The organism is Streptomyces sp. NPDC046308, from assembly GCF_055588065.1.
In genome coordinates this window covers 617,875-640,753 of sequence record NZ_JBVJFB010000003.1, presented here as the reverse complement: position 1 = coordinate 640,753, position 22,879 = coordinate 617,875, and the positions used below count along the sequence as shown (strand labels likewise).

At 72.2% G+C, this 22,879-nt stretch carries 23 protein-coding genes; 18 read left to right on the top strand and 5 right to left on the bottom strand.

Annotated features, from left to right (window positions below):
* The first annotated feature begins 112 nt into the window (after positions 1 to 112).
* The 14 genes from ACZ6JT_RS16735 to ACZ6JT_RS16670 all read left to right on the top strand — a co-directional run bounded on the left by ACZ6JT_RS16735 (position 113) and on the right by ACZ6JT_RS16670 (position 14,488).
* Positions 113 to 1,039, top strand: coding sequence for a GNAT family N-acetyltransferase (locus ACZ6JT_RS16735; RefSeq protein WP_469210489.1), 927 nt, complete (start codon positions 113 to 115; stop codon positions 1,037 to 1,039).
* 106 nt (positions 1,040 to 1,145) lie between these two features.
* Entirely contained in the window at positions 1,146 to 2,777 is a 1,632-nt protein-coding gene (locus ACZ6JT_RS16730) for a peptide ABC transporter substrate-binding protein (protein ID WP_469210487.1), read from the top strand.
* A gap of 31 nt (positions 2,778 to 2,808) precedes the next feature.
* Entirely contained in the window at positions 2,809 to 3,732 is a 924-nt protein-coding gene (locus ACZ6JT_RS16725) for an ABC transporter permease (protein ID WP_469210486.1), read from the top strand.
* Between the two features lie 103 nt (positions 3,733 to 3,835).
* A complete protein-coding gene (locus ACZ6JT_RS16720) occupies positions 3,836 to 4,762 on the top strand; it encodes an ABC transporter permease (RefSeq protein WP_469210728.1) in 927 nt (308 codons plus the stop codon).
* Positions 4,763 to 4,774: 12 nt separating this feature from the next.
* Entirely contained in the window at positions 4,775 to 5,749 is a 975-nt protein-coding gene (locus ACZ6JT_RS16715; RefSeq protein WP_469210483.1) for an ABC transporter ATP-binding protein, read from the top strand.
* Positions 5,742 to 6,773 (top strand): ABC transporter ATP-binding protein, encoded by a 1,032-nt coding sequence (locus tag ACZ6JT_RS16710; protein ID WP_469210482.1) that lies wholly within the window; start codon positions 5,742 to 5,744, stop codon positions 6,771 to 6,773. The genes ACZ6JT_RS16715 and ACZ6JT_RS16710 overlap by 8 nt, the downstream gene beginning before the upstream one ends.
* A gap of 394 nt (positions 6,774 to 7,167) precedes the next feature.
* Positions 7,168 to 7,362: a hypothetical protein gene (locus ACZ6JT_RS16705; RefSeq protein ID WP_030012369.1), complete on the top strand. Its 195-nt coding sequence runs from the start codon at positions 7,168 to 7,170 to the stop codon at positions 7,360 to 7,362.
* A gap of 23 nt (positions 7,363 to 7,385) precedes the next feature.
* Positions 7,386 to 8,282 carry an N-acetyl-1-D-myo-inositol-2-amino-2-deoxy-alpha-D-glucopyranoside deacetylase gene (gene mshB / locus ACZ6JT_RS16700; RefSeq protein WP_469210480.1) on the top strand — a complete coding sequence of 299 codons (897 nt, stop codon included), beginning with the start codon at positions 7,386 to 7,388 and terminating at the stop codon, positions 8,280 to 8,282.
* Positions 8,279 to 8,662 (top strand): DUF6113 family protein, encoded by a 384-nt coding sequence (locus ACZ6JT_RS16695; protein ID WP_376620285.1) that lies wholly within the window; start codon positions 8,279 to 8,281, stop codon positions 8,660 to 8,662. Before mshB ends, ACZ6JT_RS16695 begins: the two co-directional genes overlap by 4 nt.
* A 205-nt stretch (positions 8,663 to 8,867) precedes the next feature.
* Positions 8,868 to 10,862 (top strand): peptidoglycan binding domain-containing protein, encoded by a 1,995-nt coding sequence (locus ACZ6JT_RS16690; protein WP_469210479.1) that lies wholly within the window; start codon positions 8,868 to 8,870, stop codon positions 10,860 to 10,862.
* A 144-nt stretch (positions 10,863 to 11,006) separates the two neighbouring features.
* Positions 11,007 to 11,951, top strand: a complete 945-nt coding sequence (locus tag ACZ6JT_RS16685; RefSeq protein WP_469210477.1) for an ABC transporter ATP-binding protein — start codon at positions 11,007 to 11,009, stop codon at positions 11,949 to 11,951.
* Positions 11,948 to 12,688 (top strand): ABC transporter permease, encoded by a 741-nt coding sequence (locus ACZ6JT_RS16680; RefSeq protein ID WP_469210475.1) that lies wholly within the window; start codon positions 11,948 to 11,950, stop codon positions 12,686 to 12,688. The genes ACZ6JT_RS16685 and ACZ6JT_RS16680 overlap by 4 nt, the downstream gene beginning before the upstream one ends.
* 4 nt (positions 12,689 to 12,692) lie before the next feature.
* Entirely contained in the window at positions 12,693 to 13,874 is a 1,182-nt protein-coding gene (locus tag ACZ6JT_RS16675; protein WP_469210473.1) for a sensor histidine kinase, read from the top strand.
* Entirely contained in the window at positions 13,871 to 14,488 is a 618-nt protein-coding gene (locus ACZ6JT_RS16670; protein WP_469210471.1) for a response regulator, read from the top strand. Before ACZ6JT_RS16675 ends, ACZ6JT_RS16670 begins: the two co-directional genes overlap by 4 nt.
* A gap of 125 nt (positions 14,489 to 14,613) precedes the next feature.
* Here ACZ6JT_RS16670 and ACZ6JT_RS16665 read toward each other — a convergent pair whose 3' ends face one another.
* The gene (locus ACZ6JT_RS16665) at positions 14,614 to 15,399 is read right to left on the bottom strand and encodes a transglutaminase-like domain-containing protein (RefSeq protein ID WP_469210469.1); all 786 of its coding nucleotides are present in this window, start codon (positions 15,397 to 15,399) and stop codon (positions 14,614 to 14,616) included.
* A 5-nt stretch (positions 15,400 to 15,404) separates the two neighbouring features.
* Positions 15,405 to 16,391: a GNAT family N-acetyltransferase gene (locus ACZ6JT_RS16660; RefSeq protein WP_469210467.1), complete on the bottom strand. Its 987-nt coding sequence runs from the start codon at positions 16,389 to 16,391 to the stop codon at positions 15,405 to 15,407.
* Between the two features lie 117 nt (positions 16,392 to 16,508).
* Between ACZ6JT_RS16660 and fdxA the strand changes: the two genes are divergently transcribed.
* Together fdxA and dapC are read left to right on the top strand one after the other, a co-directional pair.
* Positions 16,509 to 16,838, top strand: coding sequence for a ferredoxin (fdxA, locus tag ACZ6JT_RS16655; protein WP_030011906.1), 330 nt, complete (start codon positions 16,509 to 16,511; stop codon positions 16,836 to 16,838).
* A gap of 108 nt (positions 16,839 to 16,946) precedes the next feature.
* Complete coding sequence (dapC, locus tag ACZ6JT_RS16650) at positions 16,947 to 18,041, top strand: succinyldiaminopimelate transaminase (RefSeq protein WP_469210465.1); 1,095 nt, start codon at positions 16,947 to 16,949, stop codon at positions 18,039 to 18,041.
* Positions 18,042 to 18,115: 74 nt separating this feature from the next.
* Here the strand turns inward: dapC and ACZ6JT_RS16645 are convergent, their stop codons facing one another.
* Entirely contained in the window at positions 18,116 to 18,490 is a 375-nt protein-coding gene (locus ACZ6JT_RS16645; RefSeq protein ID WP_469210463.1) for an ATP-binding protein, read from the bottom strand.
* Between the two features lie 332 nt (positions 18,491 to 18,822).
* Positions 18,823 to 19,806: a hypothetical protein gene (locus tag ACZ6JT_RS16640; RefSeq protein ID WP_469210461.1), complete on the bottom strand. Its 984-nt coding sequence runs from the start codon at positions 19,804 to 19,806 to the stop codon at positions 18,823 to 18,825.
* Between the two features lie 85 nt (positions 19,807 to 19,891).
* Here ACZ6JT_RS16640 and dapE point away from each other — a divergent pair, with 85 nt between their 5' ends.
* Entirely contained in the window at positions 19,892 to 20,971 is a 1,080-nt protein-coding gene (gene dapE, locus ACZ6JT_RS16635; RefSeq protein ID WP_376619130.1) for a succinyl-diaminopimelate desuccinylase, read from the top strand.
* Positions 20,972 to 21,035: 64 nt separating this feature from the next.
* On the top strand, positions 21,036 to 21,854 hold the full coding sequence (locus tag ACZ6JT_RS16630) for an LOG family protein (protein WP_469210459.1): 819 nt from the start codon (positions 21,036 to 21,038) through the stop codon (positions 21,852 to 21,854).
* Between the two features lie 126 nt (positions 21,855 to 21,980).
* Here the strand turns inward: ACZ6JT_RS16630 and folP are convergent, their stop codons facing one another.
* Positions 21,981 to 22,841 carry a dihydropteroate synthase gene (folP, locus tag ACZ6JT_RS16625; protein WP_469210457.1) on the bottom strand — a complete coding sequence of 287 codons (861 nt, stop codon included), beginning with the start codon at positions 22,839 to 22,841 and terminating at the stop codon, positions 21,981 to 21,983.
* Positions 22,842 to 22,879 lie beyond the last annotated feature (38 nt).

Here is a 22,879-nt window from a genome sequence, read left to right as displayed (position 1 = left end):
CCGTACGTCAACGGCCGGTCCCCGGTGCCTCGCGCACCGGGGACCGGCCGTTTCCGTACGGCTCCCGGAAACCCGGTTGCGGCGCCGGGAGCGCGGCCCGGAGAGTGAGGCAATGACCCTTACCGTACGGCCCGCCGGGCCCGGGGACGCGGCCGACATCTGCGCCCTCCTCAACGCCGTCGACGTGATCGAGATCGGCCGCCCGGAAACCGACCTGGGCACCGTCGAGTCCGACCTCAACGCCCCCGACGTCGACCTGGCCACCGACTCCTGGCTCGCCTTCGAGGACGGCCGGCTCGTGGCCTACGCCCTCGTCTGGGCGGACTCCGGTCCGGGCCGCGTCGACGGCGACCACTACGTCCTGCCCGGCCACGACGAGGCCGCCGTCCTGCTGCTGGAGCGCATGGAGGCCAGGGCCCGGGAGCTGACCGCCGGCTGCGGCGTCCTGCGGCTCCAGCTCAACGTGGAGCCCACCCTCGACCTCGCCCACCTCACCGGGCGCGGTTACCGCACCATCCGCCGCTACCAGGTCATGACCCGCTCCCTGTCGCCGGCCGCCGACCTCCCGCCGGCCGTCCCGGCCGGGCTCACCCTGCGCCACTGCGCCGACGACGAGGCCGACCGCCGCCGGGCCCACGCCCTGATCGAGGAGACCTTCGCGGCGCACTTCGGCCATGTGGACCGCCCGTACGAGAGCTGGCTGGACCACATCGACGGCCGCCGCCTCGACTGGTCCCTGGTCTGGATCGCGAACCTGCCCGGCCACGGCGACGCGGCCGTCCTGCTCAGCCGCGACGACCGCACCAGCATGGCCTGGGTCGGCCACATCGGCGTCGCCAAGGAACTGCGCGGCCGCGGCCTCGGCGGCTTCCTACTGCGCCACTGCTTCGCGGCCTACGCCGCCCGCGGCCGCGACACCATCGGCCTCGGCGTGGACACCCACAACGAAACGGGCGCACTCGGGCTCTACCAGGCGCACGGCATGGGCCCGCACTACGCGGTCGACTCCTGGGAGCTGCCGTTGCACTCGCAGGGGTGACAGGGGCGAGACGCGCGGGTGCAATCGGTCCAACGAGGAGTGTGCGGGACCACACATAGGGTGACATTGGCCCCTAAGTGAGTCTGGGACCCCTAGGAGGCACTCCATGCGCGGAGCCACCCACGCCAAGTGGGCCGCATGTGCGGTGGCCGTCGCCCTCGCGGCGACGGCCTGCGGCGGCGGAAGCGACAGCGGTGGGGGCGGCGGCGACGCGGGGGTCGTCAGCTCTTCGTGGGGTGACCCGCAGAACCCGCTGGAGCCCGCCAACACCAACGAGGTGCAGGGCGGCAAGGTCCTCGACATGCTGTTCCGGGGTCTCAAGCGCTACGACCCGAAGACCGGCGAGGCGAACAACATGCTCGCCGAGAAGATCGAGACGACGGACAGTCAGAACTTCACGATCACGCTGAAGGACGGCTGGAAGTTCAGCAACGACGAGCCGGTCACCTCGCAGTCCTTCGTGGACGCCTGGAACTACGGCGCGGACGTGCGCAACAAGCAGAACAACGCGCCGTTCTTCTCCGACATCGTCGGCTACCAGGACGTGCACCCGGCCTCCGGGGAGCCGAAGGCGAAGACGATGTCCGGCCTGGTGGTGAAGGACGCCAAGACCTTCACCGTCGCCCTCAAGAACAAGTTCTCCACCTGGCCCGAGACCCTCGGCTACCAGGCCTTCTCGCCGCTGCCCAAGGCCTTCTTCACCGACCACACCGGCTGGCTGGACAAGCCCGTCGGCAACGGCCCGTACACGGTGGACTCGTACACCAAGGGCACCGGCATGAAGCTGCGCAAGTGGGACGCGTACCCCGGCGCGGACAAGGCGCAGAACGGCGGCGTGGACCTGAAGGTCTACACCGACAACAACACCGCCTACACCGACCTGATCTCCGGCAACCTCGACCTCGTCGACGACATCCCGGCGCAGCAGCTGAAGAACGTCAAGAACGACCTCGGCGACCGGTACATCAACCAGCCGGCCCTCATCATCCAGACCCTCACCTTCCCGCTGTACGACGCGCAGTGGAACAAGCCGGGCATGGAGAAGGTCCGCCAGGGCATCTCCCGGGCGATCAACCGCGACGAGATCACCAAGCAGATCTTCCGCGAGACCCGGACCCCGGCCAAGGACTGGACCTCGCCGGCGCTCGGCGAGAAGGGCGGCTTCTCCGCCACGGTCTGCGGCGACGCCTGCGTCTACGACCCGGCCGAGGCCAAGAAGCTCATCCAGGAGGGCGGCGGGCTCCCCGGCGGCAAGGTCACGCTGACCTCCAACGTGGACACCGGTTCGCACCGCGACTGGATGGACGCCGTCTGCAACAGCGTCAACAACGCGCTGGGCGAGGGCCCGGTGTGCACGGTCAACCCGATCGGCACCTTCGCCGACTTCCGCAACCAGCAGAGCGCCTTCAAGCTGACCGGCCCCTTCCGCTCCGGCTGGCAGGCCGACTACCCGCTGATCCAGAACTTCCTCCAGCCGCTCTACTACACGGGCGCGTCCTCCAACTACGGGAAGTTCAGCAACCCGGACTTCGACAAGCTCGTCGACGAGGCCAACCAGGAGAGCGACCCGGCGAAGGCCGTCGCGAAGTTCCAGGACTCCGAGAAGATCCTCGCCGAGCAGATGCCGGCCATCCCGCTCTGGTACCAGAACGGCAGCGCGGGCTACGCCGAGCGCCTCTCGGACGTGGCGCTCAACCAGTTCAGCGTCCCGGTGTACGACCAGATCAAGGTCGGCTGACCCACGTTTCGGATCGATCCTGGAGCAGTCCATGGGACGTTATGTGATCCGGCGGCTGCTCCAGATGATCCCGGTGTTCATCGGCAGCACGTTCCTGATCTTCGTCATGGTGTACGCGCTCGGCGACCCGGTCGCGGCCCTCTTCGGCGACAAGGCCCCCGACCCCGCGACCGCCGCCCGCATCCGCAAGGACCTCTACCTCGACCAGCCCCTGTGGAAGCAGTACCTCCACTACATGGGCCAGATCTTCCAGGGCGACTTCGGCACGGCCTTCAACGGACAGTCCGTCACCGAGCTGATGGCCGCCGCCTTCCCCGTCACCCTGCGCCTGACCCTGGTCGCGATCTTCTTCGAGGTCGTCATCGGCATCACCCTCGGCGTGCTCAGCGGGCTGCGCCGCGGCAAGACCGTCGACACTTCCGTGCTCGTGGCCACCCTCGTGGTCATCTCCGTGCCGACCTTCGTGACGGGCTACCTCCTCCAGTACCTCTTCGGTGTCACATGGGGCTGGGTACGGCCCACCGTCTCCCCGGAGGCGCCCCTCAACGAGCTGATCCTGCCCGGCATCGTCCTCGCGCTGGTCTCCCTCGCCTACGTCACCCGGCTGTCGCGGACCTCCATCGCCGAGAACGTCAAGGCCGACTACGTGCGCACGGCCACCGCCAAGGGCCTGCCCCGCAGCCGGGTCGTCACCCGCCACCTGCTGCGCAACTCGCTGATCCCGGTGGTCACCTTCATCGGCACCGACATCGGCGCCCTGATGGGCGGCGCCATCGTCACCGAGCGGATCTTCAACATCCACGGCGTCGGCTACCAGCTCTACCAGGGCATCCTGCGCAACAACTCGCCCACCGTCGTCGGCTTCGTGACCATCCTCGTCATCGTCTTCCTGCTCGCGAACCTGCTCGTCGACCTGCTCTACGCGGTCCTGGACCCGAGGATCCGTTATGCCTGAGCCCGAGCCCGAGCCGCCCGAGCGCGCCGAGGGCCCCGGCGGATACGACCCCGTCGGCCCCCGCCGGCACGAGGCGGTCTCCCCCACCGGCCAGGGAGGGCCCATGGATCTCGCGCTGGAGGAGGCGGAAAGCGTCGAGGGCATCGAGAAGACCGCCGGGCCGACCGGCCCCGGACCCACCGAGAAGGCCCGCTCGCTGTGGTCCGACGCCTGGCACCAGCTGCGCCGCAACCCCGTCTTCGTCCTCTCCTCGCTGCTGATCCTCTTCCTCGTCATCATCTCGATCTGGCCGCAGCTCATCGCGAGCGGCGACCCGCTCCAGTGCGACCTGTCCAAATCGCAGCAGGGATCCTCCCCGGGCCACCCCTTCGGCTACGACACCCAGGGCTGCGACGTCTACACCCGCACGGTGTACGGGGCGCGCGCCTCCATCACCGTGGGCGTCTGCGCCACCCTCGGCGCCGCCCTGCTCGGCTCGGCCCTCGGCGGGCTCGCGGGATTCTTCGGCGGCTGGGGCGACGCGCTGCTCTCCCGGGTCGCCGACATCTTCTTCGGCATCCCGGTGGTCCTCGGCGGCCTGGTCTTCCTGTCGGTCGTCACCAGCACCACCGTGTGGCCCGTGGTCGGCTTCATCGTGCTCCTCGGCTGGCCGCAGGTCGCCCGCATCGCCCGCGGCTCGGTGATCACCGCCAAACAGAACGACTACGTCCAGGCCGCCCGGGCCCTGGGCGCCGGCAACAGCCGGATGCTGCTGCGCCACGTGGCGCCCAACGCGGTCGCCCCCGTCATCGTCGTCGCCACCATCGCGCTCGGCACGTACATCGCGCTGGAGGCCACCCTGTCCTTCCTCGGCGTCGGACTGCGCCCGCCGACCGTCTCGTGGGGCATCGACATCTCCAACGCGGCCTCGCAGATCCGCAACGCCCCGCACATGCTGCTCTGGCCGGCCGGCGCGCTCAGCATCACGGTGCTCGCCTTCATCATGCTAGGCGACGCGGTGCGCGACGCCCTCGACCCCAAGCTGCGCTGAGGAGCCCCGCACATGCTGCTCGAAGTCCGCGACCTGCACGTGGAATTCAAGACGCGCGACGGAGTCGCGAAGGCGGTCAACGGCGTCGACTACTCGGTGGACGAGGGCGAGACCCTCGCCGTGCTCGGCGAGTCGGGCTCCGGCAAGTCGGTGACCGCCCAGGCCGTGATGGGGATCCTCGACATGCCGCCGGGCCGGATCGCGGGCGGCGAGATCCTCTTCAAGGGCAAGGACCTCCTCACGATGAAGGAGGAGGAGCGGCGCAGGATCCGCGGCGCCGACATGGCGATGATCTTCCAGGACGCCCTCTCGTCGCTGAACCCGGTCCTGAGCGTGGGCAAGCAGCTCGGCGAGATGTACGAGGTGCACCGCGGGATGTCCCGCAAGGACGCCAAGGCCAAGGCCGTCGAGCTGATGGACCGGGTGCGGATCCCGGCGGCGAAGCAGCGGGTGGGGGACTTCCCGCACCAGTTCTCGGGCGGCATGCGCCAGCGCATCATGATCGCCATGGCGCTGGCCCTGGAGCCCTCGCTGATCATCGCGGACGAGCCGACGACGGCCCTGGACGTGACGGTCCAGGCGCAGGTGATGGACCTGCTGGCCGAGCTGCAGCGCGAGCTGAACATGGGCCTCATCCTGATCACCCACGACCTGGGCGTGGTCGCGGACGTGGCCGACAAGATCGCCGTCATGTACGCGGGCCGGATCGTCGAGGCGGCCCCCGTCCACGAGATCTACAAGGCGCCCGCCCACCCGTACACGCGCGCCCTGCTGGACTCCATCCCGCGCCTGGACCAGAAGGGGCAGGAGCTGTACGCCATCAAGGGCCTGCCGCCGAACCTGCTGGCCATCCCGCCCGGCTGCGCCTTCAACCCGCGTTGTCCGATGGCGCAGGCCGTCTGCCGTGCCGAGGTCCCGCCGCTCGCGCAGGTCGCCGAGGAGCGGACCAGCGCGTGCTTCTTCTGGAAGGAGTGCCTCCATGGCTGAGTCCCTTCTGGAAGTGAAGGACCTGGTCAAGCACTACCCGCTGACCCAGGGCATCGTCTTCCGCACACAGGTCGGCGCGGTCAAGGCCGTCGACGGGGTCTCCTTCGACCTGCGCGCCGGCGAGACGCTGGGCATCGTCGGCGAGTCCGGCTGCGGGAAGTCGACCGTGGCCAAGATGCTGGTCAACCTGGAGCGGCCGACGGCGGGTTCGATCCTCTACAAGGGGGAGGACCTCGCCAAGCTGTCCGGCCGCGCCCTGAAGGCCGTGCGCCGCAACATCCAGATGGTCTTCCAGGACCCGTACACCTCGCTGAACCCGCGCATGACGGTCGGCGACATCATCGGCGAGCCCTACGAGATCCACCCCGAGGTGGCTCCCAAGGGCTCGCGCCGACAGAAGGTCCGGGACCTCCTCGACGTGGTCGGCCTGAACCCGGAGTACATCAACCGCTATCCGCACCAGTTCTCCGGCGGCCAGCGCCAGCGCATCGGCATCGCCCGCGGCCTCGCGCTCCAGCCAGAGATCATCGTGGCCGACGAGCCGGTCTCCGCGCTCGACGTCTCCGTGCAGGCGCAGGTGATCAACCTCCTGGACCGCCTCCAGAAGGACTTCAGCCTCTCCTACGTCTTCATCGCGCACGACCTGTCGATCGTGCGGCACATCTCGGACCGGGTGGGCGTCATGTACCTGGGCCGGATCGTGGAGATCGGCACCGACAGCCAGATCTACGACCACCCGACCCATCCGTACACCCAGGCCCTCCTTTCGGCCGTCCCCGTGCCCGACCCGGAGGCCCGCGCCCACCGCGAGCGGATCATCCTCTCCGGCGACGTGCCGTCCCCGGCCAACCCGCCGTCGGGCTGCCCCTTCCGCACCCGCTGCTGGAAGGCCGAGCCGCGCTGCGCGGCGGAGGTTCCGCTGCTCGCGGTGCCGGAGGTCTTCCCCTCGGGCCCGGCGGCCCATCCCTCGGCATGTCACTTCGCGGCGGAGAAACAGGTGGTGCCGCAGATGCCGCCGGAGTAGTCCCGGCCGGTCCGGCGGCGTTCCGCCCCGTGGGACACGCTCGCCGCCGACCAATCATTTCCGGCCACCCGTGGGGTGGGGGACGCGGGTGCGGCCGCCGCCCCGCAACGCGGTTTACACGGGGGCAACTTGACCGTTTCTGCCCCGAGATCTGGGGCATGCAGCCTGTGTGGCGTGCGGCCGTGCGGGTGCCGACAGTCGGCCGGGGAGGCGCACAGCCGCCCCGGCCGACCTCCCCGTGACCCCACCCGTGCGCGCCATGCGCCCCTCGTGCTGCCGGATTTCGATCGATGCGCTGGCACGGATAGTTATGATCCGTAGCGCACGGTGGGTATGACTCTCGCCGAGCGCGAATGCGCGTACCGATGTCCGCTCGACGTGGAGGTGAAACGCCGTGGCACTCTCGATCTCCGCCGTGGTGCTGCTGGCGATCATCGTCTTCCTGCTGGTCCGGAGGGCCGGCCTGAAGGCGGGACACGCGGTCGTCTGCGTCCTGCTCGGCTTCTACCTGGCGAGTTCCACCATCGCCCCGACCCTGAGCCAGCTCACCTCGAACGTGGCGAGCATGATCAGTGGCCTCAAGTTCTGAGCCGTGCCTCGTAGGCTAGGCCCATGAACGGTCTTCCCGCCCGTCGTCTGCTCCTCGTGCACGCGCACCCGGACGACGAGTCCATCAACAACGGCGTCACCATGGCCAAGTACGCGGCCGAGGGCGCCCACGTCGCGTTGGTGACCTGCACCCTCGGTGAGGAGGGCGAGGTCATCCCGCCCGCCCTCGCCCACCTGGCGGCCGACCGCGACGACACCCTCGGCGCCCACCGCGTCGGCGAACTCGCCGCCGCCATGGCCGAGCTGGGCGTCCACGACCACCGGTTCCTCGGCGGCCCCGGCCGCTACCGGGACTCCGGGATGATGGGCGCCCCGCAGAACACCCGCCCGGGGGCCTTCTGGTCCGCCGACGTGGACGAGGCGGCCGCGTACCTCGTGGAGGTGATCCGCGAGCTGCGCCCCCAGGTGCTCGTCACGTACGACCCGGACGGCGGCTACGGGCACCCCGACCACATCCAGGCCCACCGGGTCGCCATGCGCGCCGCCGAACTGGCCTCGGAGACCGCGTACCGGCGCGACCTCGGCGACCCGCACGCCATCGGGAAGATCTACTGGAACCGCGTACCGCTCTCCGTGGTCGAGGAGGGCTTCGCCCGGCTGCGCGCCGCCGGAGCCGGCAACCCCTTCCCGGGGCTCGGCTCGCCCGAGGACGTGCCGGGTGTCGTGGCCGACGAGCGGATCACGGCCGAGATCGCGGCCGAGGATGCCTTCGTCGCGGCGAAGGCGGCCGCCATGCGGGCCCACGCCACCCAGATCGCCGTGGACGGGCCCGTCTTCGCCCTCTCCAACGACCTGGCGCAGCCGCTCTTCACCCGCGAGTACTACGAACTGGCCGAGGGCCGGCCGGGCGTACCGGAGGGGACGCGCGAGCACGACCTCTTCGCCGGGGTGCGGGCATGACCGGCCGCATGACGGTGGGCCGGATCGCCGGCTGCCTGGGCCTGGTCGTCGCCGGCGCGCTGACGGGTGCGGCCGGCTGGCTGGTGGTGGACCTGTGGTTCCCCGGCGGGCTGCTGCTCGCCCTGCTGGCGCTCTTCGGTCTGTTCCTCGGAGGCCGGATCGCCCTCGGTACCGCCCTCGGCGTGGGCGGGGCCGCGGCCGGCTGGTTCCTCGCGTACGTGATGCTCAGCGTTCCGCGGCCCGAGGGGGACTTCCTCCTCAGTTCGTCCGGAATCGGCATGTACGCCTACCTTTTGGGGGGAACGGTGCTCGCTGTGATGTGTGCCACGATGCGCGGTCCGCTGGACCGGCCGGTTTCGGCCGCGCGCTCCGCCAAGTGACGTGGTGTCGGACCTCGTAGGGAGATCGGGGCAGGGCCGCTCACGGGGTCTCCGGGGCCGGTTCAGGGGGGTTTGACGGGCCCCGTGCGGAACCCCTGAATCCCGGCCGTCAGTTGCGTGCGGGCGGCGGCCAGTATGGTGGACGGGCCGCCGAGCTGCCCGCGCACGGTATGACGGGCGGCGGAGCCAACCGGGAGAACCTGCCTTGAGTCGTGAAACCGACAGTTCGTCCTCCGGGCCCAAGGGGCACGGTGGAGCCGCATACCCCTCGGGGACGCCGCCGTACGGAACCGGCCAGCACCCGTCCACGACCGTGTCGTCCGGACCTGGCGCGTCGACCGCTCCAGAGGAGAACCCTGTGACCTCGAAGCCGTCCACGCCCGAATCCGACGGGCCCAAGACCGAGACCACCCTGACGACCCGGATCCGGATCAACATCCCCGGTTCCCGGCCGATCCCGCCGGTGGTCGTGCGCAAGTCGATGGGCACCAACTCCGGCGCGGCCGCCGCCGCGCCCGGGCAGGGGCCGGAGCAGACGCCCGAGCCGAAGCCCGCGCCCGCGCCCGCGCAGCGGCCGCAGCCGACGAGGATCGAGGCCGAGCGGGAGCCGGAGCAGGCCCCGCCGGCCCCCGCCCAGCGCCCGGCCGAGGCCGAGGAGCCGGCCACCAGCAACTGGTTCGCCCCCCGCAAGCCCGCGGGCGCCGCCCCCACCGCCCCGCCGCCGCCCGCCGCCGCGCAGATGCCGCCGGCCGCCGCCGCCCCGCCGCCCCCGCTCGCACAGCGGCCCGTGCCCGGCACGGCGCCCGGCCCGACTTCGCCCGCGCCCGTGCCGGGCGGCGGCTACGCGCCCCCGCCGCGCACCCAGGCCCCGCCGGCGCCGGACAGCGCCTACGCGCCGCCGCGCACCCCGCCGCCGCCCGTGGCGGACTACGACACCGGCTACGCCCAGCCGCCCGCGCCCGGCGGCCCGGGCGTCGGGTCCACCCAGGGCTTCCCGGTGTACGGGAGCGACCAGGGCGACGGCGGCCCCGTCACCGAGGCCTTCCCCGTCTACGGCAGCCAGCCCGCCGGACCCACCGGCGGCCCCGGCTACGGCTCCGGCCCGGTCGCCGGACCCGGCGCCGGCCCCCGCGTCGAGGAGGCGGCGAGCTGGCCCGGCCCCGAGCTGGACACGCCGCCGCCGACCCCCGTACCCGCACCGGCACCCGCGGCGCCGCGCCCCGCGCCCGCCCAGCCGAAGGACACCGCGAAGCCCGCCAAGAAGGGCCGCTCCAAGCTGGTCCTGCTCGGCGGCGCCGTCGTGGCCCTGATCGGCGTGGCCTACGGCGCCGGGCTGCTCCTGAACCACTCCGACGTCCCCAAGGGCACCACCGTCCTCGGCGTCGACATCGGCGGCAGCCGCGACGAGGCCGTGGCCAAGCTCCAGACGGCCTTCGGCACCCGCGCCTCCACCCCGATCCAGCTCAACGTCGGCGGCAAGCAGGTCGAGCTGAAGCCCGACAAGGCCGGGCTGACCCTCGACAGCCAGACCACCGTCCGCAACGCGGCCGGCAGCGACTACAACCCCGTCACGGTCATCGGCTCCCTCCTCGGCAACGAGCGAGTCGCCGACCCCGTGATGCCGGTCGACGAGGAGAAGCTCCAGGTCGCGCTCCAGGAGCTCGCGGGCACGGCCGGCTCGGCCACCGAGGGCACGATCACCTTCGACACCGGCAAGGCCGTCGCCGTCCCCGGCAAGCCCGGCACCACCCTGGACGTGGACGGCTCCGTCGACCTGGTCACCAAGGCCTTCCGCGACCAGGTCGCCACCGGCAAGGCGGCCGTGGCCGAACTGCCGACCACCACCAAGGAGCCGGCCGTCACCCAGGCCGAACTGGACCGGGCGATGAAGGAGTTCGCGGAGCCGGCGATGTCCGCCATCGCCACGGTCAAGGCGGGCGGCAAGTCGCTCCCCTTCGGCTCCAAGTCCCTGCCGAAGTTCCTCAGCATGCAGGCCGTCGACGGCCGCCTCACGGAGAAGTTCGACCTGGAGGCGCTCAAGGAGGTCTACGGGAACACCTTCGACGGGGTCCTGATCACCCGCGGCACCGGCGCCAAGACGGCCGTCACCCCGCAGGACGTCGCCGGCGCCCTCGGCAAGGCCCTGCGCGGCAAGACCACCGCCGAGCGGACCGTCGTCATCGACACCAACGCGAGCTGACCCGCGCCGCGCCACGACGGACCAGTGCCCCCGCCCGGACCCCCGGGCGGGGGCACTGTCATGTCCGCCGCATGACATCCGTCATCCGGCACACACGACGCCCGGCACTGCCGCGCGGGACCCCGTACGGGCGAATCTCTACCCATGACGACGACGACCGCGGCACGCACCGCGAAAACCGCCACCGACACCGTGGTCAGCTTCGAGAACGTGACCAAGGACTACGGCACGGTCCGGGCGGTCGACGGCCTCACCCTCGCACTCCACCCGGGCGAGACCGTCGCGCTCCTCGGCCCCAACGGCGCCGGGAAGTCCTCCACCCTCGACCTCCTGCTCGGCCTGCGCCCCGCCGACTCCGGCTCCGTACGGCTCTTCGGCACCACCCCGCGCGAGGCCGTCGCCGCCGGCCGGGTCGGCGCCATGCTGCAGAGCGGCGGCCTGATGGAGGAGGTGACCGTACGGGAGATCGTCGCGCTCGGCTGCGCCCTGCACCCGCGGCCCCACCCCGTCGACGAGGTCCTCTCCCGCGCCGGCATCGACAAGATCGCCGACCGCAAGGTCGACAAGCTCTCCGGCGGCCAGGAGCAGCGGGTGCGCTTCGCCCTCGCCACAACCGGCGACAACGACCTGATCGTGCTCGACGAACCGACCACGGGCATGGACGTCACCGCCCGCCAGTCCTTCTGGGCCACCATGCGCGAACAGGCCGACCAGGGCCGCACGGTGCTCTTCGCCACCCACTACCTGGAGGAGGCGGACGCGATCGCCGACCGGGTGCTCGTCCTCGGCAAGGGCCGGCTGCTCGCCGACGGCACCGCCGCCGAGATCAAGGCCAGGGCCGGCGCCCGGAAGGTCTCCTTCGAGCTGGACGCCCTGGAGGCCGTGGACGAGCAGGTGCTCCGCGCGCTGCCCGCCCTCACCGCCTTCGAGCGGCACGGCGCGACCGTGCGGCTCCAGTCCGCCGACCCCGACGCGACCGTCCACGCCGTGTACGCGCTCGGGCTCTACCCCCGCCATCTGGAGGTCGCGGGCCTCGGCCTGGAACAGGCCTTCGTCGCCCTCACCGAGGCCGAGGAGGCCGCCCTGTGAACGCCCTGATCAGGCTGGAGATCGTCCGCGCCCTGCGGAACAAGAAGTACCTCTTCTTCACCGTCCTCTACCCGGCCGCCCTCTTCCTGATGCTCGGCGGCACCCTCGACGGCACCACCAAGGTCATGGGCACGGAGCTGACCATGCCCGCCTTCTACATGGTCGCCATGGCCTCCTTCGGAGCCCTGACCGCCGTCCTCGTGGGCAACAGCGAACGCATCGCCAAGGAGCGCGAGCGGGGGTGGGTCCGCCAGCTCCGGCTGACCGCCCTCCCCGGCCACGGCTACGTCCTCGCCAAGACCGCCGGCGCCGGCGTCCTCTCGCTCCCCGCCATCCTGACCGTCTTCGCGGTGGCGGCCGTCACCAAGGACGTACGGTTCGACGCCTGGCAGTGGCTCGCCCTCACCGGCGCGATCTGGGCCGGCAGCCTGGTCTTCGCCGCGCTCGGCGTCGCCATCGGATACCTGGCCGACGGCGACAGCGTCCGGCCCGTCTCGATGCTGTTCTACTTCGGCCTGTCGATCCTCGGCGGCCTGTGGATGCCCACGACGAACTTCCCGCAGTGGCTCCAGACCATCGCGAGCTGGCTCCCCACCCACGCCTACGCCGGCCTCGGCCAGGCCATCGAGCTGGGCGGCGCACCGCACGCCAAGGACGTGGCGATCCTCGCCGGGTACTTCGTACTGTTCACCGGTGCCGCCGCCTGGCTGTACCGCAAGGACTCACTGAAGGCATGAACCCGTGGCACTGACGAAGGAACGCGAGGACCGGGACTTCCCGGCCATCGGCAAAGTACCGGAGAGCCGCCGCCAGAAGACGGTGAAGGCGCTCTGGATCAGCATCTGGCTGTTCTACCTGAGCGCCCCCGTCACCGACCTGATCAGCGGCGGGCACAGCCCCGGGGTCCGGCTGCTCGGTGGGCTGGGCCTCGCGGCCTTCGTCGCCTGGTACCTGGTGCTGGTCTTCCGCACCGCCCGCCCGATGCCGGTCCGCCGGGTGCTGCTCTCCCTGGCGGTCCTCGCCGCCCAGGCCACGCTCCTGTCGCTGACCCTGGGCCGCGAATGGCTCGTGCTCTTCGTCTACGTGGCCATCTCCTCCGGGGCCGCGCTGCCGGCCCAGTACTCCCGCTGGACCGTCCTCGGCACGACCGCCCTGCTGGCGGTCACGGCGACCGCGGTCCCCGGCGGCACCGCCTACCTGGCGGGCCTGCTGATCCCGGCGCTGATGGGCGGGTTCGCCATGGTCGGCGTCCGCGCGATGATCCGGACCACGATAGAACTCCGCGAGGCGCGGGCCACGGTGGCCCAGCTCGCCGCCAACGAGGAACGCCTGCGGATGGCCCGCGACCTGCACGACCTGCTGGGGCACTCGCTGTCGCTGATCACGCTGAAGAGCGAGCTGGCGGGCCGGATGCTGCCCGGGCAGCCCGAGGCGGCCGCCCGGCAGGTCGCGGACATCGAACGGGTCAGCCGGCAGGCGCTGGTCGACGTGCGCGAGGCGGTGAGCGGCTACCGGCGGCCCACCCTGCCCGGCGAACTCGCCGGCGCCCGGACGGCCCTGGCCGCGGCGGGCGTGGTCGCGGACCTCCCGGCGGAGCCGTCCGGAGAGCTCCCGGAGGAAGCGGAATCGGCCCTGGCCTGGTCGCTGCGCGAAGCCGTGACGAACGTGGTCCGGCACAGCGGGGCGAAGCGCTGCCGGGTCACCCTGGAGACGCGCCAGACGCTGGACGGGCCGGTGCTGGAGCTGACGGTGACGGACGACGGCTCGGGCGGCCCCGGCGGCCCGGCCGCCCCCGGCAACGGCCTGACGGGCCTGACGGAGCGTCTGGCGGCGGTCGGCGGCAGCCTGTCGGCGGGCCCCGCCGGCCGGACCGGCTTCGCCCTCACGGCCCGCGTCCCGCTGGCCCTAGGATCGGGATCATGACCTCACGCCCGATCCGTGTCCTGCTGGCGGAGGACCAGTCGATGGTCCGCGAGGCGCTCGCCGCCCTGCTCGGCCTGGAACCCGACATCGAGGTGCTCGTGCAGGTGGCCCGCGGCGACGAGGTGGTGGACGCGGCCCGCGCGCACGACGTGAACGTCGCGCTGCTGGACATCGAGATGCCGGGAATGACGGGCATCGAGGCGGCCGCGGCCCTGCGGACGGCCCTGCCCGACCTGCGCATCGTCATCCTCACCACCTTCGGCCGCCCCGGCTACCTCCGCGGCGCGATGGAGGCGGGCGCCTCGGCCTTCCTGGTCAAGGACGCGCCGGCCGCGCAGCTGGCGGAGGCGGTGCGCAAGGTCCTCCACGGGGAGCGCGTCATCGACCCCACGCTCGCGGCGGCGGCCCTGGCGGAGGGCGCGAACCCGCTGACGGACCGCGAACGGGAGGTCCTGCGGGAGGCGGAGTCGGGCGCGACCAACGCGGAACTCGCGGCGCGGCTGCACCTGTCGGCGGGCACCGTCCGCAACTACCTCTCGACGGCGATCCAGAAACTGGCGGCGCGCAACCGTGCCGAAGCCGTGCGCGTGGCCCGCGAGAAGGGCTGGCTCTAGCCGCAGCCCCGCCCCCCGAGGCTCCGCCCCCGCTCCTCAAACGCCGGAGGGGCTGGATTGCCGCCGGCGTCGGAAAATCAAGCCCCGCCGGCGATTGAGGCGCGGGGTCCGGGGCGGAGCCCCGGTCAGTTCAGCAGGGCGCGGGCGGAGACGGCTTCGGCGTGGATGCGGGCCGCCGCGTCGGCGTCGATCGCGGCGACGACGCCTGCGTACGCGTCCAGCTCGGCCGCGCCCTCCTGGAACGCGCCCCGTTCCACCAGCAGCCGGGCCCGCTCGTACCGCAGCGCCGCCGGGTGCGACGGCAGCAGCAGCGACAGGTCGAGCGTCCACAGGGCCACGCCCGACTGCTCCGGGCGGGTCGACGCCCAGGCCCGGATGTTGCCCAGGATCCGCAGCACGATCGCCAGGGTGTCGGCCGGCGTGCGCGGCCCCGACGCCAGCTCCGCGGGCCCGGCGCCCAGCGACGCGCCGCCCGCGAAGGGGTCCACGACCACGCCCTCCTCGGGGTCCCCGAAGCCCACCACGAAGTGCCCGGGCAGCCCCAGCCCGTACACCGGCGCCCCCGCCCGCCGGGCGACCTCCAGCCAGACGACGGACAGGAGGATCGGGAGGCCGCGGCGCCGCCGCAGGACCTCGTGCAGCAGCGAGGACGACAGCCGGCCGTAGTCCGCCGGGGTGCCGTGGAAGCCGAGCCGTCCGCCCAGCAGTTCCGTCACGGCCGACGCCCACGCCCGCGCGCCCCGCAGCCCGTACGGCAGCATCCCGGCGAGCCGGTCCAGCTCGATCTGCGCCCAGTCCATGGCGCGTTCGTCCAGGTCCGGGTCCGCCTCCGTGGCCAGCAGCAGGCACAGCAGCGCCAGATCGGGCCGCTCCGAGCGGGCCTCCGCCGCGAACTGCTCCCGCCAGTCCACCGGACTCACCCCGCCGCCCGGTAGTGGTGGTACGCGTGGTGCGTCGCGAAGCCCAGCCCGTCGTACAGCGCCAGCGCCCCCGCGTTGTCCGTCTCGACCTGCAGCCACGCCGCCGACGCGCCCTCCTCCAGCGCCCGGCGGGCCAGCGCGGCCATCACCGCCGTCGCCAGGCCCTGCCGGCGCTCCACGGGATCGACGGTCACCGCCGAGAAGCCGGCCCACCGCCCGTCCACCACGCACCGCCCGACGGCCCGGCCCCCGGGCAGCGCCGCGAACCACACCGACGGCCCTTCCACCAGCAGCCGCCGCGCCACGTCCGGGTCGCCGACCTTCCCGTAGCGTCCGAGCCACTCCTCGTCCGGGACGCGGGTCAGCCGTACGGATCCGGCGGCGGGCGCCGCCACGTCGGCGACCGTCGCCAGCGCCCCGATCCGTACCTCCGCCGACACCTCGGACGCCCAGCCCCGCCGTTCCAGCTCCGCGCAGAGCAGCTCCTGCGTGCCGACGGCCCCGGTCGAGGCCTGCACATAGGCCGGAAGCCCTCGTTCCGCGTACCAGGAGGTCACTCGCGCGAGTGCATCGTCCAGCGGTATGCCCGGGTCGCCCACCGCCAGGACCGAATTGGCCCGCCGGGTGAAACCGGCGGCGGCGCGCAGCGTCCACTCGCCGAGGCGCTCGCTCTCCAGCGGCTGCCAGGACCGCGCCGCGACCCGCGACAGCTCCTCGAAGGAGGCCGCCGGACCCCGCCGCCGGGCCGGTGCCGGAGGCACGATCTTGCCCGCCACCAGCGAGGATTCCGCGATGCGGACGGACTGCCCGTTCTTCTTTGTGATCAGCAGCACACCCTGGTCCCAGGATGTGAGAACACCGACCGTGTCCGTGAACTCGGGTGATCCGCTCAGCCGGGCCTCCACCCGTCGTACAGAGACACGTTTACCCACGTCAGCCGGGGTAATTCGGACCTCCAGCAGTCCTCCGGCGTTGATTTCCACAGCTCTGTCCGCCCCTCCTGTTCGGATCGTGCCCGGGAACGGAGATACTAGGTGCGGGCATCGACGACGCCGCGCTCCCGCGCGATATGGAAAGCCCTACCGAGGAGGAACGAGAGCGTGACCTACGTCATCGCGGAGCCTTGTGTCGACGTCAAGGACAAGGCATGCATCGAAGAGTGCCCCGTCGACTGCATCTACGAGGGCCAGCGGTCCTTGTACATCCACCCGGACGAGTGCGTCGACTGTGGTGCGTGTGAGCCGGTCTGCCCGGTCGAGGCCATCTTCTACGAGGACGACACCCCGGAAGAGTGGAAGGACTACTACAAGGCGAACGTCGAGTTCTTCGACGAGCTCGGTTCGCCCGGTGGTGCCTCCAAGCTGGGCCTGATCGAGCGCGACCACCCCTTCGTCGCCGCGCTGCCTGCCGGAATCAACGGCGAGCACTGACCCTTCAGGCAGACGCGCCCCTCGGTCCCGTACGGCCTCGTCGCCGCACGGGACCGAGGCGTTTGCGGACCCGCTACCAGCCAGTACTCAGAGAGAGCAGAGACCATCGTGGCCGCAGTATCCGACCGTCTTCCCGCCTTCCCCTGGGACAAGCTGGAGCCGTACAAGAAGACGGCGGCGGCCCACCCGGACGGCATCGTCGACCTGTCCGTCGGCACGCCCGTGGACCCGGTGCCGCAGCTGATCCAGCGGGCCCTGGTCGAGGCCGCCGACTCCCCGGGCTACCCGACGGTGTGGGGCACCGCCGCCCTGCGCGACGCGATCACGGGCTGGCTGCGCGGGCGCCTCGGCGCGAGCGCCGCCGAGCACCGCAACGTCCTGCCGGTCGTCGGCTCCAAGGAACTGGTGGCCTGGCTGCCGACCCAGCTGGGCCTGGGCGCCGGTGACAAGGTGGCCTACCCCCGGCTCGCCTACCCGACGTACGAGGTCGGCGCGCGGCTGTGCGGCGCCGAGGCCGTCGTCTACGACGACCCCACCGCGCTCGACCCGGCCGGCGTGAAGCTGCTGTGGCTCAACTCCCCGTCCAACCCCACCGGAAAGGTCATTCCGAAGGAAGACCTGGTCCGGATCGTGGCCTGGGCGCGCGAGCACGGGATCCTGCTCTTCAGCGACGAGTGCTACCTGGAGCTCGGCTGGGAGGCCGAGCCCGTCTCCGTCCTCCACGACGACGTCTGCGGCGGCTCGTACGAGGGCATCGTCGCCGTCCACTCCCTCTCCAAGCGCTCCAACCTGGCCGGCTACCGGGCGGCCTTCATCGCCGGTGACGCGGACGTGCTCGGCGAACTCCTCGAGATCCGCAAGCACGGCGGCATGATGACCCCCGCCCCCGTGCAGGCGGCCACGGTGGCGGCGCTCGGCGACGACCAGCACGTCGAGGAGCAGCGCGGGCGCTACGCGGCCCGCCGCACCGCGCTGCGCGCGGCCCTGGAGGCGCACGGCTTCCGGGTCGAGCACAGCGAGGCGAGCCTCTACCTGTGGGTGACCCGGGACGAGCCCTGCTGGGAGACGGTCGCCCACCTCGCGGACCTGGGCATCCTGGTGGCGCCCGGCGACTTCTACGGCGAGGCGGGCGCGCGGTTCGTGCGCGTCGCCTTCACCGCCACCGACGAGCGCGTCGAGGCGGCGGTCAAGCGCCTCGGCTGAGCGGCGGCGGTCCGGAACGGCCCGAGGGGGCCGGGAGTTCGCACTCCCGGCCCCCTCGGTGTTTCCCGCGGGCGTCAGCCGCCCAGCGGCGCGCCACCGGGCAGTCCCGCCGGCAGGACACTGCCGACGGGCAGCTCGGCCACGGGGAGCTGGGAGACGGGCAGCTCCTTGGTGGTGGGCAGCCCGCCGAGCAGGCCCCCCGCCTTGCCGGCCACGTCGGCGGCCGGGGCCGGCAGGGTCTTGGCGGTGGAGCCCACCGCGTCGGTGGCCGCACCCGCGGTCGCGTCGGTGGCGGCCTCGGGCGCGTCCTGCGCGGTGAGTGCGCCCAGCTGCGGCACGGACTCCAGACCGGCGGCGCTGGCCGCGCCGGCCGCACCGACCACGGGCGCTGCCCCGGCTGCGAGGAGCAGCGCGGCACGGGCGATCCGACGGGTCAGGGGGAGAGACATGTTGCTCCTAAGCGGTAGCGGCTGAGTACGCCGTGACTAACCGCTCGCAGGGCGGGTGGAGTTGCGGTGCCGGTGGGTAAAGGATCGGTAACGCATCGTTTAATCGGCTTCCGCGACAAGCGCATCGGACACGCGCCGACCAGGGCTTCCGTCCGTCCCGGGGTCCGTGGCCGGCCCAACGGATCACCCTCGCAGGAGTGATCGCTCGTACGCGCGGCCGGGTGTCCGCCCCGGCGTGTCGTCAGGGCCCTGCGGAGGGCCGGACGGCCGGACGGCCGGCCAGACGGCCGGAGCCGGTGCGGGCCGGCCCGGACGGGGGTCGGCGGACGGGGTCAGCGGGCCATGAAGATCCGTACCTCGCCCGTGTCCGCGTTGCGCGGGTCCCCGTCCCCGTCCTTCGCCCCCGTGCCGCCCTTCTGCTGCCACTGGCCCCGGCCCTGCCCCCCGACCCAGGCGCGCAGGTCGTAGGACACCCGGGAGATCCCCATCTCCTTGGAGTGGGCCACCGCCCAGTGAGCCATCGCCCGGCTGCGGCGAACCGCGGCCTCCCCGCCGTTCGCCTTCTCCTTCAGGGTGACCTCGGCCTCCGGGCCGCCCTTGCCGCCGCCGTTGCGGCCGGCCTGGCCCGCCTGGCCGGCCTGCGGGGGCATGGTGTGCAGGCCGTCCTTGCCGAAGATCCGGACCATCTCGGCCCGCACCTTCTCCGGGTCGCCGGGCCCGACGGGCTCGGGACCGCCGCACTCCAGGATGCCGTCGCCGCCGAAGGCGGCCGTCAGCACGATCGCGTCCGGCTCGTGCTTCGCGTACGCCTGCGGGAACCCGCTGCGCTGCACCTTCTGCGCGGCCACCGTCAGCGGCAGCCGCGAGTACCCCGGCACGTCGACGAGGTGGTCGTAGAAGATGCCCGCCGAGTAGACCGGGTCCCGGATCTGCTCCGGCGTGCCCCAGCCCATCGAGGGCCGCTGCTGGAAGAGGCCCAGCGAGTCGCGGTCGCCGTGGTCGAGGTTGCGCAGCGCGGACTCCTGCATGGCGGTCGCCAGCGCGATCGTCACCGCCCGGTCCGGCAGGCCCTTCGCCACGCCGACCGCGGCTATCGTCGCCGCGTTCGCCGCCTGCTCCGGGGACATTTCGTACGATTCAGAGGTTCCGTCGTGGTTGCCCGAGTACACCCTGGCCGTGCAGTACGGGGCGCCGCCGCCGCCGTTCGAGGCACGCTGGACGGCGAAGTAGCCGACCAGGGCGAGGAGAACGAGCAGACCGACGGCCGCGCGCAGCGGGCGGCGGCGGCGAGGACGGGAAACACGGTTCTCGGACACGCGGCCCACCGTACTTGAGGCATATGACGCGTCCACCGGCCGGACGGCGAGGCCCCCTCCCAGTCCGGGGCGTTAGGGTCGTTCCATGTCCGAATCCGAGCTGGACCTCACCCTGGACGCCGCCGAGCTGACCGCCCGGCTCGTCGACATTCCGTCCGTGAGCGGCGACGAGAAGGTACTCGCCGACCTCGTGGAAGACGCGCTGCGCGGCCTGCCGCACCTGACGGTGGACCGTTTCGGCAACAACGTCGTCGCCCGCACGCACCTCGGCCGCGCCGAGCGCGTCGTGCTCGCCGGCCACCTCGACACCGTGCCGATCGCCGACAACGTCCCGTCCCGCCTCGACGAGAACGACGTCCTGTGGGGCTGCGGCACCACCGACATGAAGTCCGGCGTCGCCGTACAACTGCGCATCGCCGCGACCGTGCCCGAGCCGAACCGGGACCTCACCTTCGTCTTCTACGACCAGGAGGAGGTCGCCGCCGACCTCAACGGTCTGGGCAAGGTCGCAGGCGCCCACCCCGACTGGCTGACGGGGGACTTCGCGGTCCTGCTGGAACCCTCCAACGCCGAGGTCGAGGGCGGCTGCCAGGGCACCCTGCGGGTCCTGCTGCGCACCGCCGGGGAGCGCGCCCACTCCGCCCGCAGCTGGATGGGCTCCAACGCCATCCACTCGGCCGGCCCGATCCTGGCCCGGCTCGCGGCGTACGAACCGCGCAAGCCGGTCATCGACGGCCTGGAGTACCACGAGGGCCTCAACGCGGTGCGCATCGAAGGCGGCGTCGCCAACAACGTCATCCCCGACGCGTGCACGGTGACGGTCAACTTCCGCTACGCCCCCGACCGTACGGAGGCCGAGGCCCTGGCCCACGTACGGGAGGTGTTCGCGGACTGCGACATCGCCGAGTTCGTCGTCGACGACTCCTCCGGCGGCGCCCTCCCCGGCCTCTCGCACCCGGCGGCCGCGGCGTTCATGGAGGCGGTCGGCGGCCGGGCCATGCCGAAGTTCGGCTGGACGGACGTCTCCCGCTTCAGCGCGCTGGGCGTCCCGGCGGTGAACTACGGCCCGGGAGACGCACTGCTGGCCCACAAGGTCGACGAGCGGGTCGAGACCAAGGCGATCCTGCACTGCGAGGAACGACTTCGCGCCTGGCTGACCGCCTGAATTCCGCTTCCCGTCACCTTTGTGCGCCTACCCTGATCCAACGATCAGCAGGAGGGAGCACATCATGGGCAACCCCGAGAGTTCCGCTCGTCGTCGGCCCGAGGAGCAGCAGCTCGGGCCGGTGCTGAGGAGGCGGAGCCAGGTGCAGGCGGGCAGTACGACGGACCAGCGGCTGCTGGACTCCGCCGGGCCCTCCGAGTGGGTGCACACCGATCCCTGGCGGGTCCTGCGCATCCAGTCGGAGTTCATCGAGGGCTTCGGCACGCTCGCCGAGCTGCCGCCCGCGATCAGCGTGTTCGGATCGGCCCGTACTCCGGCGGATTCACCGGAGTACGACGCGGGCGTACGGATCGGGCGCGCGCTCGTCGACGCCGGCTTCGCCGTGATCACGGGCGGCGGCCCGGGCGCCATGGAGGCGGCCAACAAGGGCGCGCGGGAGGCCAACGGCATCTCCGTGGGCCTGGGCATCGAGCTGCCGTTCGAGCAGGGGCTGAACGAGCACGTCGACCTGGGGCTGAACTTCCGCTACTTCTTCGTCCGCAAGACGATGTTCGTGAAGTACAGCCAGGGCTTCGTGGTCCTCCCGGGCGGGCTCGGCACGCTGGACGAGCTGTTCGAGGCGCTGACCCTGGTCCAGACCCGGAAGATCACCCGCTTCCCGATCGTGCTGTTCGGCACGGAGTACTGGAGCGGGCTCGTCGACTGGCTGAAGAACACGGTGATCGCGCAGGGCAAGGCCTCCGAGTTCGACCTGCTCCTCTTCCACGTCACGGACGACGTGGAAGAGGCGGTGACGCTGGTCAGCAAGGAGGTCGGCGAGGGCTCGAACGAACGCGCCGCCCTCGGCGCCACCGAGGAACTGGCCCGGGAGGCCGGCGACTAGTGCTGTGGCCGGAAAGGTTTGCCGGGCGTCGCAACCGGGTGAACCTTGCCGGTCACAGCACTGGGTCGGCGCCGCCGTCGGGGCCGTCGCCTCAGGCGAGGCCCCGGCGGGCGGACGCCGATGGCGTCAGGCCAGTCCCCGGCGGGCGACCGCCGGGGGGCGGTGGCCCTGGATCGAGCGGACCATGTTTAGGATCTGGCGGGTCTCGGCGACCTCGTGGACGCGGTAGACCTGCGCGCCCAGCCACGCCGAGACGGCCGTCGTGGCCAGGGTGCCCAGCAGGCGCTCCTTGACCGGCTTGTCGAGGGTCTCGCCGACGAAGTCCTTGTTGGACAGGGAGACCAGGACCGGCCAGCCCGTCGCCGTCATCTCCTCCAGCCGGCGCGTGGCCTCCAGCGAGTGGCGCGTGTTCTTCCCGAAGTCGTGACCTGGGTCGATCATGATCGCGTCCCGGCGGACGCCGAGCGCGGCGGCGCGTTCGGCGAGGCCGACCGTGACCCGCAGGATGTCCTCCATCACGTCCTCGTACGCGATCCGGTGCGGGCGGGTGCGCGGCTCGACCCCGCCCGCGTGGGTGCAGACGAGGCCGGCGTCGTAGCGCGCCGCGACCTCGGCCAGCTTGGGGTCCACCCCGCCCCACGCGTCGTTCAGCAGGTCCGCCCCGGCCTCGCACACGGCCTCGCCGACCTCGTGCCGCCAGGTGTCCACACTGATCACCACGTCCGGGAAGCGGCGCCGGACCTCGGCCACGAAGCCGACCGTGCGCCGTGCCTCCTCGGCCGCGTCCACGTGCTCGCCCGGGCCCGCCTTGACCCCGCCGATGTCGATGATCGCGGCGCCCTCGGCGACCGCCTGCTCGACCCGGTCCAGCGCCGGCTCGTCGCGGAACGTCGCGCCCTGGTCGTAGAAGGAGTCCGGAGTCCGGTTCACGATGGCCATGATCACCGGCTCGTGGGTGTCGAACTCGCGCCTGCCCAGTCGCAGCATCCTGCTCTTTCCTCCTTCGGAGGCCCTCGCGCCTCGCC